Annotated in this window: 11 protein-coding genes; 10 read left to right on the forward strand and 1 reads right to left on the reverse strand. The window is 66.9% G+C overall.

Annotation, left to right across the window (positions count from 1 at the left end; all coding sequences use genetic code 11):
• Positions 1-18: 18 nt before the first annotated feature.
• Entirely contained in the window at positions 19-1,005 is a 987-nt protein-coding gene (locus M2319_RS04060; RefSeq protein WP_264600160.1) for a GlxA family transcriptional regulator, read from the reverse strand.
• Positions 1,006-1,162: 157 nt separating this feature from the next.
• Between M2319_RS04060 and M2319_RS04065 the strand changes: the two genes are divergently transcribed.
• The 10 genes from M2319_RS04065 (at position 1,163) to glk (ending at position 15,800) form a co-directional block, all read left to right on the forward strand.
• Positions 1,163-2,065 (forward strand): BKACE family enzyme, encoded by a 903-nt coding sequence (locus M2319_RS04065; protein ID WP_264600161.1) that lies wholly within the window; start codon positions 1,163-1,165, stop codon positions 2,063-2,065.
• 416 nt (positions 2,066-2,481) lie between these two features.
• Positions 2,482-3,969 carry a carnitine 3-dehydrogenase gene (locus tag M2319_RS04070; protein WP_264600162.1) on the forward strand — a complete coding sequence of 496 codons (1,488 nt, stop codon included), beginning with the start codon at positions 2,482-2,484 and terminating at the stop codon, positions 3,967-3,969.
• Between the two features lie 155 nt (positions 3,970-4,124).
• Positions 4,125-5,675, forward strand: coding sequence for a trimethylamine methyltransferase family protein (locus M2319_RS04075; RefSeq protein WP_264600163.1), 1,551 nt, complete (start codon positions 4,125-4,127; stop codon positions 5,673-5,675).
• A gap of 104 nt (positions 5,676-5,779) precedes the next feature.
• The gene (locus M2319_RS04080) at positions 5,780-6,967 is read left to right on the forward strand and encodes an iron-containing alcohol dehydrogenase (protein ID WP_264600164.1); all 1,188 of its coding nucleotides are present in this window, start codon (positions 5,780-5,782) and stop codon (positions 6,965-6,967) included.
• A gap of 28 nt (positions 6,968-6,995) precedes the next feature.
• Complete coding sequence (locus tag M2319_RS04085) at positions 6,996-8,123, forward strand: mandelate racemase/muconate lactonizing enzyme family protein (RefSeq protein ID WP_264600165.1); 1,128 nt, start codon at positions 6,996-6,998, stop codon at positions 8,121-8,123.
• A 606-nt stretch (positions 8,124-8,729) separates the two neighbouring features.
• Positions 8,730-10,385, forward strand: coding sequence for an ABC transporter substrate-binding protein (locus M2319_RS04090; RefSeq protein ID WP_264600166.1), 1,656 nt, complete (start codon positions 8,730-8,732; stop codon positions 10,383-10,385).
• A gap of 76 nt (positions 10,386-10,461) precedes the next feature.
• Positions 10,462-11,397 carry an ABC transporter permease gene (locus M2319_RS04095; RefSeq protein WP_264600167.1) on the forward strand — a complete coding sequence of 312 codons (936 nt, stop codon included), beginning with the start codon at positions 10,462-10,464 and terminating at the stop codon, positions 11,395-11,397.
• 11 nt (positions 11,398-11,408) lie between these two features.
• Positions 11,409-12,560, forward strand: coding sequence for an ABC transporter permease (locus tag M2319_RS04100; RefSeq protein WP_264600168.1), 1,152 nt, complete (start codon positions 11,409-11,411; stop codon positions 12,558-12,560).
• A gap of 10 nt (positions 12,561-12,570) precedes the next feature.
• Entirely contained in the window at positions 12,571-14,670 is a 2,100-nt protein-coding gene (locus M2319_RS04105) for an ABC transporter ATP-binding protein (protein ID WP_264600169.1), read from the forward strand.
• A gap of 116 nt (positions 14,671-14,786) precedes the next feature.
• Positions 14,787-15,800 carry a glucokinase gene (gene glk / locus M2319_RS04110; RefSeq protein WP_264600170.1) on the forward strand — a complete coding sequence of 338 codons (1,014 nt, stop codon included), beginning with the start codon at positions 14,787-14,789 and terminating at the stop codon, positions 15,798-15,800.
• Positions 15,801-15,823: the final 23 nt, after the last annotated feature.

A 15,823-nucleotide genomic window follows, 5' to 3' on the forward strand; every position in this document is an offset into this window, starting at 1 on the left:
ATAAAGAGTGTGCTGGCCTCAGCGCGCCGCGGCGTCGGACCGCCGGGTCGCCCGCGGGCTTTCGCCGTAGCGCGCCCGATAGCAGCGCGAAAAGGCGGTCGCCGAGTGGAAGCCCGTCGCCGCGGCGATGTCCGCGACGGGAACCCGGGTCTCGATGACGAGCCGCCGCGCGCTGTTCAGCCTCAGCGCCTGGTAATGGGTGTGCGGGCTGACGCCGAGGGAGCGCTGGAAGAGGGTCTGCAGGTGCCGCGCCGTCACGCCGACCCGGCGGGCGAGTTTCGTCAGCGGCAATGGCGTGTCGATGGTCTCCTCCATCAGCGCCGCCGCCTCGGCGACCCGCGCATCGATCAGCCGCAGATTGCCGATGGAGGGCGTGTGCGCCGTCGCCGCCGCCGTTCCCGCCGGGTCGTAGATGAACTGCCGCGAGACCTCCAGCGCCAGCGTGTAGCCCTGGCGCCGGCGGACCAGTTCCAGCATCAGGTCGAGGGTCGGCAGCGGTCCGCCGGTGGTGATCCGCCGCCCGTCGACGACAAAGCGCTCGCGCACCAGGTGGACCTCCGGAAAGTGCCGCTCGAACGCCTCGAAATCCTCCCAGTGGGTGGTCGCCCGGCGCCCGTTGAGGAGACCCGATGCGGCGAGCACCCAGCCGCCCGTCTCCGCGCCGACGAGCGCGATGCGGTGCCGCGCGGCCGTTGCGAGCTGCCGGCGCAGCGTTGCCGTCGCCTGGGTCTCCCAGCCATAGCTGGCAACGACGACCAGCGCGGCGGTCCCGTCGGCGGGCTCGAACCGGCCGTCCACCGGGATCGGCAGTCCGCTCGCCGTCGGCACCGGTTCGCCGTCCGGGCTGAGCAGGCGCCAGCGATAGAGTTGCTGGCCGGCGAGCCGGTTGGCCGCCCTGAGCGGCTCGATGACGGCGGCGATGAGGATCAGCGTCGCCTCCGGCAGCACCAGGATATCGAGGTCCAGCGGGTCGTCACCGTTCTTTGAAAGGGCATCATCGAACACGGCAAAGTGCCTCGCTCGTTCCGAAAAAGACAGAAATCCTTCTGAAAATATCATGCATGACATGCCTGCGCGATGTCACTCTCTTCGCCAATCGCATCGTGCCTGCTGGTGTTGTCCGCCGGATCGGTGCGCCAATGAACAGCGAAAAAGGAACGCCATGCCGCTCGCCATGAACCGGGAGGTCTTCATCACCTGTGCCGTCACCGGCGCCGGCGACACCACCGCCAAATCCGACAAGGTGCCCGTCACTCCAAAGGAGATCGCCGAGGCCGGCATCGAGGCGGCAAGGGCCGGGGCCGCCGTCGTCCACTGCCATGTCCGCGATCCGGAGACCGGCGCTGCGGCGCGCGACCCGGCGCTCTATCGCGAGGTCGTCGACCGCATCCGCTCGTCGGACGTGGACGTCGTCATCAACCTGACGGCCGGCATGGGCGGCGATCTCGTCCTCGGCGGCGTGGAGAACCCGCTGCCGCTCAATGATGCCGGCACCGACATGGCCGGCGCCACGGAACGCCTCGCCCACATAAGCGATTGCCTGCCGGAGATCTGCACGCTCGATTGCGGCACCATGAACTTCAGCGTCGGCGACTACATCATGGCCAACACCCCGGACATGCTGCGCGAAATGGGCCGGCAGATGACGGACCTCGGGGTGAAGCCCGAGATCGAGGCCTTCGATACGGGCCATCTCTGGTTCGCAAAACAGCTCGCCGAGGAGGGGATCATCGAGGATCCGGTCCTCGTCCAGCTCTGCATGGGCGTTCCCTGGGGCGCGCCCGACGATCTCAACACGTTCCTGGCGATGGTCAACAACCTGCCCGAAAGCTGGACGTTCTCCGCCTTTTCCATCGGCCGCAACGCGCTTGCGTACCCGGCCGCGGCGGTGCTTGCCGGCGGCAACGTCCGGGTCGGGCTGGAGGACAACATCTACCTGTCGAAGGGCGTCTTTGCGTCCAACGGCCAGCTTGTCGAAAAGGCCGTGCAGGTGGTGGAAGGCATGGGCGCGGCGATCATCGGCCCGGACGAGGTGCGAAAGCGCCTCAAGCTGACGAAGCGGTAGGGGCACCCCATGCATCCCGATCATCGGCCTTTGGCGAGCATGGATAGCGGCAGAAATTTGCGTGCTGCATGCAATTTTTTATCCAGGCCGGCCGCCCTCCCTGTCGTCGTCCCGGGCGGTCCGACACGCTTCCTCGTCGTGCCGTGCGGAGGGAAGCGGAGATCCGGTATCCATTGCCCGCCTCGACACGGTTGCCCGTCGCGACCGTTTGCTGGATTGCCGCGTCGGCCTGCCGGCCTCCTCGCAATGACATTGAAAACACAGAAGAAACACAACCAAGGCCGTCATTGCGAGCGAAGCGAAGCAATCCAGAACGCGACGTGCACCAACGACCGGCATGCCATGCGGCCCGGGGCATTAGACCCCGGGTCTCCGCTGCGCTCCGCCCGGGGTGACGGGAGAGGGGAGGCCGCCCCATGCACCGGATAACGAAGGCCGCCTGCGTCGGCGGCGGCGTCATCGGCGGCGGCTGGGCCGCCCGGTTCCTGCTCTCCGGCCACGACGTCGCCGTCTACGACCCGCACCCGGACTGCCGGCGCCTGGTCGAGACGGTGCTCGCCAACGCGACCCGCGCCTATGGCCGGCTGACCATGGCCCCGCTGCCGAAGCCCGGCACGCTGACCTTCGCCGGATCGCTGGAAGAAGCCGTCGCCGAGACCCAGTGGGTGCAGGAAAGCGTGCCCGAACGGCTCGATCTCAAACGATCCGTGCTCACCGAGATCGACGCCGCCGCGCCCGAAGACGCGATCATCGGCTCATCGACATCGGGCCTTTTGCCGAGCGACCTCCAGCGCGACATGGCGCACCCTGAGCGCTTCTTCGTCGCCCACCCCTTCAATCCCGTCTATCTGGTGCCGCTGGTCGAGATTGTCGGCGGCAAAGGAACTAGCCCGGATGCCATCGCCCGCGCGAAAAAACTGCTCGGCGAGATCGGCATGAAGGGCGTTGCCATCGAGCACGAGATCGAGGCCTTCGTGGCCGACCGGCTGATGGAGGCGCTGTGGCGCGAGGCCCTGTGGCTGGTCAATGACGGCGTCGCCACGGTCACCGAAATCGACGACATCATGCGCTACGGCTTCGGGCTCAGATGGGCGCAGATGGGCCTCTTCCAGACCTATCGGATCGCCGGCGGCGAGGCCGGCATGCGCCACTTCCTGCACCAGTTCGGCCCGGCCCTGAAATGGCCCTGGACCAAGCTGATGGACGTCCCGGACCTCACCGAAGACCTCATCGACCGCATCGCCGCCCAGAGCGACGAGCAGGCCGGAGACCTGACGATCCGCGATCTCGAACGCATCCGCGACGACAACCTCGTTGCCATCCTGCAGGCCCTGAAGGCCGGCAATGACGGCGCCGGCTGGGGAGCCGGGGCGCTCCTGAAGGATTTCGAGGCGCGGCTGCAGTCCGAGGCCCCAAGGCCGGAGCTCGATCTCACCGGCCCCTTGCGCCTAGTCGAGACAACCGTCGGCCCTGCCTGGATCGACTACAACGGCCACATGACCGAGCACCGCTACCTGCAGCTCTTTGGCGACACCACCGACGGGCTGTTGCGCCTCATCGGCGTCGATGCCGACTATGTGGCAAAGGGGACGAGCTACTACACGGTGGAGACCCATATCCGCCACCTCGGCGAGGCGAAGCTGGGTGAGCGGCTCGACACCACCTGCCAGGTGATCGCGGCCGACGACAAGCGCCTGCACGTCTTCCACACCATCCGGCATTGCGTGAGCGACCGCATCGTCGCGACGGCCGAGCAGATGCTGCTCCACGTCGATACCGAAGCGGGACGGGCAACGCCCGCGCCGCGCGCCGTGCTGGATCGGCTGGAACCGATCGCCCGCGCCCATGCGGCTCTTCCGGAGCCGGGCGGTTTCGGGCGCAAGGTCGGTGCGGCAAAGGGGTGACGAGGCGTCTCCCGCCGCAGCGCCGGCGAACGGCGCGTTGCAAGGCACTGGACGGATGCCGTCGCGCAATCGACAGTATCCGTCGAGCCCTGCACAACGCCGGGTCGCGTTCGCCGCCACGGTGAACGCCGCACGCCAGCCAATGGGGAGCCTTGATGACCGGACGCGAGGAAAGGCCAAGGGGGCGCCGCCGCAACCGCGGCGAGGCTGCGTCGAAGCCGGTCCTCGACCAGATGCCGTGGCGCCAGCCGGTCTACCAGGACCCGCCCATCGAGCCGCTCGACGAAGAGGGCGTGGAAAAGATCCACGCCACCGCCATGCGGATCCTGGAGGAGATCGGCATCGACTTCCTCAACGAGGAGGCAAAGGCGGTCCTCAAAAAAGCCGGCGCCGACGTCGACCCGAACGGCGACCGCGTTCGCATGGACCGCGACTTCGTCATGGACCGCGTGCGAAGGGCGCCGGCGCAAATCACGATCACGCCGCGCAATCCGGATCGCAGCATCGTCTGGGGCGGGCGCCACACCACCTTCGGCAACGTTTCCAGCCCGCCCAACGTCACCGACCTCGACCATGGCCGTCGCACGGGCACAAGGGAGGACTTCCGCACCCTCCTAAAACTCTCCCACGCCTTCAACTGTATCCACTTCGTCGGCGGCTATCCGGTCGAGCCCATCGATATCCACCCGTCCGTCCGGCATCTGGATGCCATCCTCGACAAGCTGGTCCTCACCGACAAGGTGATCCACGCCTATTGCCTCGGCACGGAGCGGGTCGAGGACGCCATGGAAATGGTGCGCATTGCCGCCGGCCTGACCCATGAGGAGTTCGACGCCCGGCCGCGCATGTTCACCAACATCAACTCCTCCTCGCCGCTGAAGCACGACTGGCCGATGCTCGACGGCGCCATGCGCATGGCGCGCCGTGGCCAGCCGGTGCTCGTCACCCCGTTCACCCTGTCGGGCGCCATGGCCCCGGTGACCCTTGCCGGCGCCATCGCCCAGCAGACGGCGGAAGCGCTCGCCGCCATCGCGCTCCTTCAGGAGATCAATCCGGGCGTGCCGGTCGGCTATGGCGCCTTCACGTCCAATGTGGACATGAAGACGGGTGCCCCGGCCTTCGGCACGCCGGAATTCATGCGCGCCACCCAGATGTCGGGCCAGATGGCGCGGTTCTACCGCCTGCCGTTTCGCTCCACCGGCGCCAATGCCGCCAACTTCCCCGACGGCCAGGCGGTCTGGGAGAGCATGAACTCGCTGTTCGGCGCCACCACCGCCCACGCCAACGTCATCTACCATGCCGCCGGCTGGCTGGAGGGCGGGCTGCTCGCCAGCATGGAAAAGTTCGTCATGGACTGCGAGGTGTTGCAGCAGATCGCCTACTACCACCAGCCCGTCGTGGTCGACGACGCAACGCTCGCCTTCGACGCCATCGCCGAGGTCGGTCCGCACGGCCACTTCTTCGGCGTCGCCCACACCATGGAGCGCTACCGCACGGCCTATTACGCGCCGTTCCTGTCCGACTGGAGCAACTTTGAGACCTGGATGGAGGCCGGCGGGCGCACGGTGCACGAGCGCGCCAACACGCTCTGGAAGAAGATCGTCGCCGCCTATGAGGCCCCGCCGATGGATCAGGCGATCCGCGAGGAGCTGGAGGCCTTCGTCGCCAGGCGCAAGGAAGAGGGCGGCGCGCCGACCGATTTCTGATCGGCTGTCCTTGCCCGTGCCTCTTTTTGATGCGCGCCGCTTTTTTGGCTATGGTCCAAAAAGTTGGATGATCGAAGCGCCGTTCCGGTCAGGGGGACCGCACCATGACCACCGAAAACCCGCTCGATGCTTTTGCGACCCAGCCCTTCCGGCTCGGCCCGATCCCCGAACTCGTCTTCGGGGCGGGCGAGGTGAAAAAGATCGCCGACCATGCGGCCGCCTTGCGGGCGTCGGGCGGCGAGGCGCCGATCCTCCTCATCGCCGATGCCACCCTTGCCGAAATGGACGCCACCGCGCCCGTTGCCGAGGCGCTGGGTGCGGCGGGCGCCACGGTCGAGGTCCATGCCGAGATCGCCGGCGAGCCGAAGGCCGCCGACATCGACGCCGCCGCCGAGCGCGTGCGCATGACCGGCCCCGGCCTCGTCGTTGCCATGGGCGGCGGCTCGGCCATCGATGCGGCAAAGATCGCCGCCGCCGTCGCCGCCTCCAAGGAGGGCGTGCTCCACTACAAGCTCGGCGAAAACCCGCTGCCGCGCCGGCAGATGCCGATGATCGCCGTGCCGACGACGGCCGGCACCGGCGCCGAGGTGACGGCGACCGCCGTCTTTGCAGGCCCCGACGGCAAGAAGCTCTGGGTCCATGACGCCGCGGCAAAACCCGACGTCGTCATCCTCGATCCGGAGACGACCGTCTCCCTGCCGGCGACGCTGACGGCCTGGACCGGGCTCGACGCCTTCGTCCATGCGCTGGAAGCCTGCACCAACCGGCGCCGCTTCGCCGCCGCCGACATGCACTCGTTCCTCGCCCTGCAACTGATCGCCGGCGCGCTGGAGACCGCGGTCAAGACCCCGACGGACCTCGCCGCCCGCGGCCGGTTGCTGCTCGGCGCTGCCTATGCCGGCATTGGCATCGACGCCTGCGGCACGGCCATCGCCCACACCATCTCCCACGCGCTCTCCGGCCTCGGCCCCATCCACCACGGCTTTGCGACGGCGCTCGGGCTCGACGCCACGCTCGCCTGGTCCGTGGAGGAGGATGACGGCCGCTTCGCCCGGGCCGCCCGCGCCTGCGGCCTCGATAACGCCGCGGCCCTGCCGGGCTGGTTCTCCGGCCTGATGGCCGCATGCGGCGTGGAAAAGCGCCTGCCTGAATCCTTCAAGGAAAAGACCGCTGGGGACCTTGCGGACGAGATGCGGCTGCCGGCCAACGCGCCGATGCGCGAGGCGACGGCCCGCACCGTCACGGATGCCGACATCGACGCCTTCGCCGCCCGCATCATGGATCTCGCCTGAGCGATGCCGGGAGGGTAGACGGAGCGCCATGAGCCGCATCGCGTCCATCGCCATTTCCCACCACCGACTGCCCCTCGATCCGCCCTTCAAGGCGAGTTGGGACGGCCGGCCGCGGGAGCATTTCGACGCGACCATCGTCCGCGTCCGCGACGACGAGGGCAGGGAAGGCATCGGCTCCGGCGACCTGATGCTCGGCTTTGCCGGCCACGAGAACTTGTTTCTCGGCGAGGACCCGCGCCGCGTCGAACGCCACTACGAGGTGCTGTCCCACATCCAGTTCCACTATGGTCGCTGCTGGCCGCTCGACCTCGCCCTCTGGGACCTCTACGGAAAAATCACCGGCGAGCCGGTCTGGCGCCTGCTTGGCGGCCGGGCCGACCGGGTCCGGCTCTACGCCTCCTCTGGGGTGCTCCGCGATACCGCCGAAATGGTCGAAATGGCAGAAAAATTTGCCGGCGAAGGATTTCCGGCCATGAAGATCCGGTTTTCCTCAAGTGCCGGCGGCCGCGACGGCTGGCGCGCCGATCTGAAGGTGCTGGAAGCGATCCGCGCCCGCCTCGGCGACCGTCTGGAGCTGATGGTCGACTGCAACCAGGGTTGGCGCATGCCTTGGGACACGGCCGCGCCCTGGACCTACAAGGACGCCCTCCAGGTCGCCCGCGAACTGGAGCGTCTCGGCGTCTACTGGATGGAGGAACCGCTGCACCGGGCCGACCGCGCCGGCATGCGGGCGCTCCGCGAGGCGACGTCGTTGCGCATTGCCGGCGGCGAGATGACACGCGAACTACACGACTTCCGCGACCTCATTGCCGACAGGGCCCTCGACATCCTGCAGCCCGACGTCGCCCTCGTCGGCGGCATCACGGGCCTGAGACGTGTCGCCCTGATGGCCCGCGAGCACAACATCGCCTTCACGCCCCATAGCTGGACCAACGGCATCGGCGTGCTCGCCAACGCCCATCTGACGGCCGGGATCGGCGAGACGCCATGGCTGGAATTCCCCTACGACCCGCCGGAATGGTCCCCGGCGCGCCGCGACTTCCCGCTGGCCGCCCCGATCACCCACGAGGACGGCTGGCTGGTGCTCGGCGAGGCGCCGGGCCTCGGCATCGCGCTGGACGAGGAGCGCCTGGCCGCCACCCGGAGAACGCCCTGACGGCGCGGGCCGGCCGCCGGCATTTCGGCCGAAGGCGCATGCGGTATTACATGCCGTCCGTTACGTTCCATTGCATATGAGAAGCGAACGACAGTATTTAAGCAAGCGCTTCCTGTAGATTGCGGCTCCATATAAGTTATTCTGCTGTATTTCCTTTTTGCCGAAAGCAGCGACCCGGATTTTTCTCCCAATATCCGGATAGGCGGTTGCGCCCCGTGCTCTCGGCGCACTATCCTCGGACGAGCGCGTTTCAAGAACGACACCGCGCCGGGAGGAAATAAGCTGTAACCGACAGGGCTTGACGCCGCCAAATTACGAGATTTGGACGATGGGTGTCGCTTTTCCGCGGGCCGCGAACGGTCCCGAAGGCTTCCATTGTCCGGCCCCGATAGAACAAATCACCGTGCGGTCCGGCGATGACCGGTCCGCGAAACGACAGGACGGGGCGAGGGGAACAGCACTGACGAGCGCATCTTCGTCATGGCGTTTTGAGACGATCGACGCGGGCCGCCTCCTATCCGGGACGGCGCGCCAACGAGACGAGGCCGGCTGATGACGGCCGGCTCCAAAACGACAACGCACCGCGAGTGATAAGGGAGTGCAGCAATGACCCAACACGATGAGACCATCAACGGCAAACCGCTGAAACCCCAGATCCGGGAGTGGGCGGAAGCCGCACGAAAAGGCCGGATCGACCGCCGCGAATTCCTCGCCATGGCGACCGCCTTCGGCGCCACCACCGCCACCGCCTACGGCCTTCTCGGCCTTGCCGCGCCGAACGAAGCGCGGGCTGAGGAGCCCAGGAAGGGCGGCATCCTGAAAGTTTCCATGAATGTGCGCCGCGTCGACGATCCGCGCATCTTCGACTGGTCGGAAATGGCCAATGTCGCCCGCCAGGTCGTCGAGCCGCTGGTGCTCTACACCCACGACTTCACCTTCAAGCCGTGGCTGCTGGAAAGCTGGGACGTCAACGACGACGCCACCGAATACGTGCTGAATGTGCGAAAGGGCGTGACCTGGAACAATGGTGACGATTTCACCGCCGAGGACGTCGCCCTCAACCTCAATCGCTGGTGCGAAAAGGGCGTGGAGGGCAACTCCATGGCCGGCCGCATGTCCTCTCTCATCGACGACGAGACCGGCAAGGCCCGCGACGGCGCCATTGAGATCGTCGACGACCACACCGTCAAGCTGACCCTGCCCAAGCCCGACATCACCATCATCCCGGGCATGGTCGACTACCCGGCACTGGTCGTGCACCGCGACTTCGAAAAGATGGGCGGCAAGCTGTCGGAGAACCCGATCGGCACCGGCGCCTTCGAGCTGGTCGCCCTGGAGGTGGGCGTGCGCGCCGAGGTCAAGCGCCGCGAGAACGGCTCCTGGTGGGGCGGCGAGGCGTTCCTCGACGGCGTTGAATGGACCGATTTCGGCACCGATCCGGCGGCCGAGGTCGCCGCCTTCGAGGCCGAGGAAGTGCAGATGAACTACGAGTCGACGGCCGACTTCGTGGAGGTCTTCGACGCTCTCGGCCTCAAGAAGTCCGAGGCGGTGACGTCGGCAACCGTGGTCGCGCGCACCAACGTCAACAACAAGCCCTATGACGACCAGCGGGTGCGCCGCGCCCTGCAGCTTGCCGTCGACAATGAGGTGGTGCTGCAGCTCGGCATCAGCGGCGCCGGCACGGTGGCGGAAAACCACCATGTCTGCCCGATCCATCCGGAATATTTCGAGCTGCCGCCGGTCAAGCGCGACATCGAGGCGGCCAAGAAGCTGATGGAAGAGGCCGGCCAGATGGATTTCGAGCACGAGCTCATCTCCATCGACGACGACTACCGCCGCAACACCACCGACGCCATCGCCGCCCAGCTCCGCGAGGCCGGCTTCAAGATCAAGCGGACCGTCATTCCCGGCTCCTCATTCTGGAACAACTGGACCAAATACCCCTATTCCACGACCAACTGGAACATGCGCCCGCTCGGCGTTCAGGTGCTGGCGCTGGGCTACCGCAGCGGCGGCGCCTGGAACGAGTCTGCCTGGTCCAACAAGGAGTTCGATGCGGCCCTGGAAGAGGCGCTGGCGACCCCGGACGTGGAAAAGCGCAAGGCGATGATGGAGAACGTGGAGAAGATCCTGCAGGACTCCGGCGTCATCATCCAGCCCTACTGGCGCTCGCTCTTCAAGCACATGACCGATGCCGTGAAGGGCGACGCCATGCACCCCGCCTACGAGCAGCACTTCCACGACGTCTGGCTCGACGAATAAACAAATCGGACGGGGGGCGGTGTCGGCCGCCCCCGTCCCGGTTCGCCTCGGCTCCACGGGGGAGGTCCGGCTCTAAATGCTCGGTTTCATTCTGCGGCGTCTCGGCGTCATGCTGGCGACGATGGTCGCCCTGACGTTCATCGTCTTCTCGCTGGTCAATCTGGAGCCCAACCTGCGCAAGCTGGCGCTGGAACAGGGCAACATCCGCATGTCGGACGAGGCCATCGAGACCTGGCTGGAAAACAACGGCTACCGGCGTCCATTCCTGTTGCGCTACGGCGAGTGGTTGACCAACGCCATGACCGGCGAGCTCGGCCATTCCACCCGCTTTCGCCGCCCGGTCAACGACGTCCTTCCCGAACGCCTCGGCTATACGGGGATCCTCGCCTTCTGGGTGATGGCGACCATGGTGCCCGGCGCGCTGATCATCGGCGTCCTCGCCGGCATGCGCGAAGGCTCCAAGACGGACCGAAGTCTGTCCATCTTTTCCATCATCACGACGGCAACGCCGGAATATGTCTCCGGCATCATCTTCACCGTCATCTTTGCCACCTGGCTCGGCTGGTTCAAGGGCGTCGCCAAGGCCGGCGACATCGACTTCTGGAGCTTCACCCTGCCGGTGATGACCATGGCGCTCTACGGCATGGGCTACATCGCCCGCATGACCCGGGCCTCCATGACCGAGGTGATGACCTCGCAATATATCCGCACGGCACGGCTGAAGGGCCTGTCGTTCCCCGTCATCGTGCTGCGCCATGCCTTGAGGAACGCTCTGATCGCCCCCTTCACGGTCATCATGCTGCAGTTCCCCTGGCTTTTGACGGGCGTCGTCATCGTCGAGAAGCTCTTTAATTACAAGGGCTTCGGCTGGGTTCTGGTGGAAGCCGCCGACAACAACGACATCGACCTCCTGCTCGCCTGTTCGCTCGTCTCCGTCGCCGTGGTCATCGTCACCCAGTTGATCTCCGACGTCGGCTACGCCTTCCTCAATCCGCGCATCCGCGTGCAATAGGGAGCTGAACGATGACCGAGATCGGTTCCCTGGAAATCCTCATTGGCGTCCTCTTCCGCTTCTGGCCGGTCTGGGCCTGCCTCGCCGCGATCCTCGGCACCAGCTTCTATTTTCGCGGCCGCCTCGGGCTCTACGGGCACCTCTTTGATTCCGGGGTCGGCTTTGTCGGCCTGATGCTGGTCCTGTTCTGGCTCCTGACCGCGCTCTTTGCCGACGTCGTCGCCACCTTCCCGCCGCTGGAGCAGTTCGCGCTCCTGAAGCGCGCCGTGCCCGGCACCGTCGAGGCGGAAACCGGCATCCCGTTCTATTTCGGCGCCGACAATCTCGGCCGCGACCTCTTCAGCCGCATGGTGCACGGCTCGCGCTTTGTCCTGGCGATCGCCCCGGCCGCGACCTTCGTTGCCTATGTGGTCGGCATCACGCTCGGCCTGCCGGCCGGCTATTTCGGCGGTCGCATCGATGCCGTCCTCTCCTTCATCGCCAACCTGGTGCTCGCCTTCCCGGTGATCGTGCTGTTCTACCTTCTGGTGACGCCCGGCGTGCGCGAGACGGCGATCCCGGTGTTCATGGCCGGGCTCTTTTTCATTTTCCCGATCCTTTTCCTCGGCATCCTGTTCCATTCCCGCTATGCGGCCCGGCCGCAGATATTCTGGTCGCTGATGGCCGTCACCCTCGTCGTCGGCGGCTGGATCTATGCCGGCCTCGTCTTCGATGCCGACCCGCTCGGCGTCTTCTCGCTGGCGCCGAACGAGCTCAACATCTTCGCCGCCGTCGTCTTTGCCTCCTCGCCCGGCGTCTTCCGCATCGTGCGCGGCCTCACCATGGATATCCGCACCAGGGACTATGTCGCCGCCGCCCAGACCCGCGGCGAGCGGCCGGCCTACATCATGCTTTGGGAGATCCTGCCGAACGCCCGCGGGCCGCTGATCGTCGATGCGTGCCTGCGCGTCGGCTACACGACGATCCTGCTCGGCACCCTCGGCTTCTTCGGTCTCGGGCTGGCGCCGGAATCCCCCGACTGGGGCTCCATGATCAACCAGACCCGCGGCTTCATCCGCATCGTGCCGACCATCGTGCTGCCCCAGACCATCGCCATCGCCACGCTGGTGCTCGGCCTCAACCTGTTGGCCGACGGGCTGCGCGAGCAGTCGCTGAAAGACTGAGGAACGGATCATGAGCGAGACGACCCAATCCGCCGCCGTCGAACCGATCCTCGACATCAAGGGCCTGTCGATTTCCTATTTCACCCGCGCCGTGGAGATCGACGCGGTGAAGGATTTCTCCTGCCGCGTCATGCCCGGCGAGGCGATGGGCCTTGTCGGCGAATCCGGCTGCGGCAAGTCGACGGTGGCGCTCGCCATCATGCGCGACCTCGGCACCAATGGCGGCATCGTCGACGGCTCCATGACCTTCATGGGCCGCGACCTCGTCAACATGTCCGATGGCGAACTGAGGAAGATCCGCGGCTCCAAGATCGCCATGGTCTACCAGGAGCCGATGGCGAGCCTCAATCCGGCGATGCGCATCGGCCGCCAGCTCATCGAGGTGCCGCTGGAACACGAGGACGTGTCGAAGGCCGAGGCCGAGGAGCGCGCGCTCGCCATGCTGGAGGCCGTGCGCCTGCCGGACCCCAGGCGCATCATGCGCGCCTTCCCGCACCAGATCTCCGGCGGCCAGCAACAGCGCATCGTCATCGCCATGGCGCTGCTCTCGAAGCCCTCGCTCCTCATCCTCGACGAGCCGACGACGGCGCTGGACGTGACCGTCGAGGCCGGCATCATCGAGCTGATCGCCGAACTGGCGGAAAAGTTCGGCACCTCGATCCTCTTCATTTCCCACAATCTCGGCCTCATCCTGGAGACCTGCGACAAGATCACGGTGATGTATTCCGGCGAGGCGGTCGAGGTCGGCACCTGCAAGGAGATGTTCAACAACATCCGCCACCCCTACATGCAGGGGCTCCTGCGCTCCCTGCCGCTGCCCGGCGCCAACAAGAACACACGGCCGCTGGTCGCCATTCCCGGTCAACTGCCACTGCCGACCGAGCGCCCGGACGGCTGCCGCTTCGGCCCGCGCTGCGAGCACTTCCGCCCCGGCATCTGCGACGTCGGCCCGATCCCCATGATCCCGGTGCCGGGCACCGAAGGCCACAGGAGCCGCTGCGTGCGCTTTGAGGAGATCGATTGGCAGAAGCCGCCGGAAAATGCCGTCCAGCAGGACGCGGTGGAGGCGGGCGGCCCGGTCCTCGTCGTCAGCGACCTGAAGAAGCACTACGAGGTCTCCGCCAACAAGATGTTTGGCGGCGGCGAGCAGCGCGTCGTCAAGGCGGTGGAGGAGATCGAGCTGACGGCGCTGGAGGCGGAAACGGTCGCCATCGTGGGCGAATCCGGCTGCGGCAAGTCGACCTTCGCCAAGGTGCTCCTCGGCCTTGAGACCGCGACCGACGGCTGGGTCAAGCTCGACGACCGCAACATCGGCAGTCTTGAGGTGGAGAACCGCGACGCCGGGACGCTGAGTTCGATCCAGATGGTGTTCCAGAACCCCTTCGACACGCTCAATCCCAGCCATGCCGTCGGCATGCAGATCATCCGTGTCCTGGAAAAATTCAAGGTCGGCAAAAGCCAGGCGGAACGCCGCGAGCGCATGCTGGATCTCCTCGACCTCGTCAAGCTGCCGCGCGAATTCGCCGAGCGCATGCCGCGCCAGCTCTCCGGCGGCCAGAAGCAGCGCATCGGCATCGCCCGCGCCTTCGCCGGCCGGCCCCGTGTCGTCGTCGCCGACGAGCCGGTCTCGGCCCTCGACGTCTCGGTCCAGGCCGCCGTCACCGAGCTCCTGATGGACATCCAGCGGAGCTCGCGCACGACGCTGCTCTTCATCAGCCACGACCTCTCCGTGGTGCGCTATCTCGCCGACCGGGTGGTCGTCATGTATCTGGGGCACATCATGGAGGAGGGGCTGACCGACGAGGTCTTCGCCCCGCCCTACCATCCCTATACCGAGGCGCTTCTGTCGGCCGTGCCGATCGCCGATACCGCGATCGAGAAGAAGCGCATCGTGCTGGAGGGCGAGATCCCGTCCGCCGTCAATCTGCCGTCCGGCTGTCCTTTCCAGACCCGCTGCCAGCACAAGCACCGCGTGCCCGGCAATCTCTGCGAGAGAGAAAAGCCGGCCTTGCGCGATCTCGGCGCCGGCCACCTGATCCGTTGCCACCTGCCGGACGACTTCCTGAAGACCATGGAATCCGTCATCGTCCAGGTCGACGCCGCCCAATAGGCCGCGCCGGGGCAGCGCGGAACGGCTTCAAGTTTATCGAGAACCGCTTTAGAGTGGCGTCAAATCAGGCGCCGCTCCGGCGCGAGACATCCCTCCGGTAAAGAAGTCCGCCCGACGTGACCGACGGCGCCCCATTGCCCCAGCATCTCCACTTCCCGCTCGTCCTTGCCGATCTCGGCGGCACAAATCTGCGGCTCGGCTATCTTGCCGATCCGGCCGCCGACATGCGGTTCCTGAAGAAGGTCAAGGTCGCCGACTATCCCGGCCTCGGCGCGGCGATGGCCGCCGTGCTGTCGGAATTCGGCACCCCGGTCCGTACCGCGATCATCGCCTTTGCCGGCCCGGTCGGCGGCGACGACATGCGCCTCACCAACCATCCCTGGGACATCACGCCGAAGAAGGTTGCCGGCGATGTCGGCCTCGACGAAGTCATTCTCGTAAACGATTTCGCGGCCCAGGCGCTGGCCCTCCCGGGGCTCGACGCCGGGGAACTCTCGCAGATCGGCGGCAGGGGCCCGGTGGCGCACGCGGCAAAGCTCGTGCTCGGCCCCGGAACCGGCCTCGGCGTTGCCGGTCTGGTGCCATCGCCGGGCGGCTGGGTGCCGGTCGCCGGCGAGGCGGGCCATGTGGAACTCGGTCCCGGCGATGACGATGCGGAAATCTGGCGCCACCTGGAACGCATCGAGGGGCGGGTCACCGCCGAGACCGTCATATCAGGGCCGGGGCTCCTCAGGCTCTACCGCGCCGTCTGCGCCGCCGCCGGCACAGCGCCAGTGTTCGACGCGCCGGAAAAGATCACCGCCGCAGCCAAGGACGACCCATTCGCCGCCAGGACGCTGGAATGCTTCGTTTCGGCCCTCGGACGCACCGCCGGCGACCTCGCCCTGGTGTTCCTCGCAAAGGGAGGGGTGTTCCTATCCGGCGGCATCGCCCCGCGCATCGTCCCCTGGCTGCAGGCCGGCGGGTTCCGGGCGGCCTTCGAGGCGAAGGCCCCGCACCGCGACCTGGTCGCCGCCATGCCGGTCTATGTGGTGACGACGGCCGAGCCGGCGCTCGCCGGCCTCTGTGCGCTGGCCAAGGGCACCGACCGCTTCGCCATCGACCTCTCCGCCGCCCGCTACACGGCGTGAGCGGGCGCAAAGGGCGTTGACGA

The sequence above is a fragment of the Rhodobium gokarnense genome (genome assembly GCF_025961475.1).
In the GTDB taxonomy this organism is placed as follows: Bacteria; Pseudomonadota; Alphaproteobacteria; order Rhizobiales; family Rhodobiaceae; genus Rhodobium; species Rhodobium gokarnense.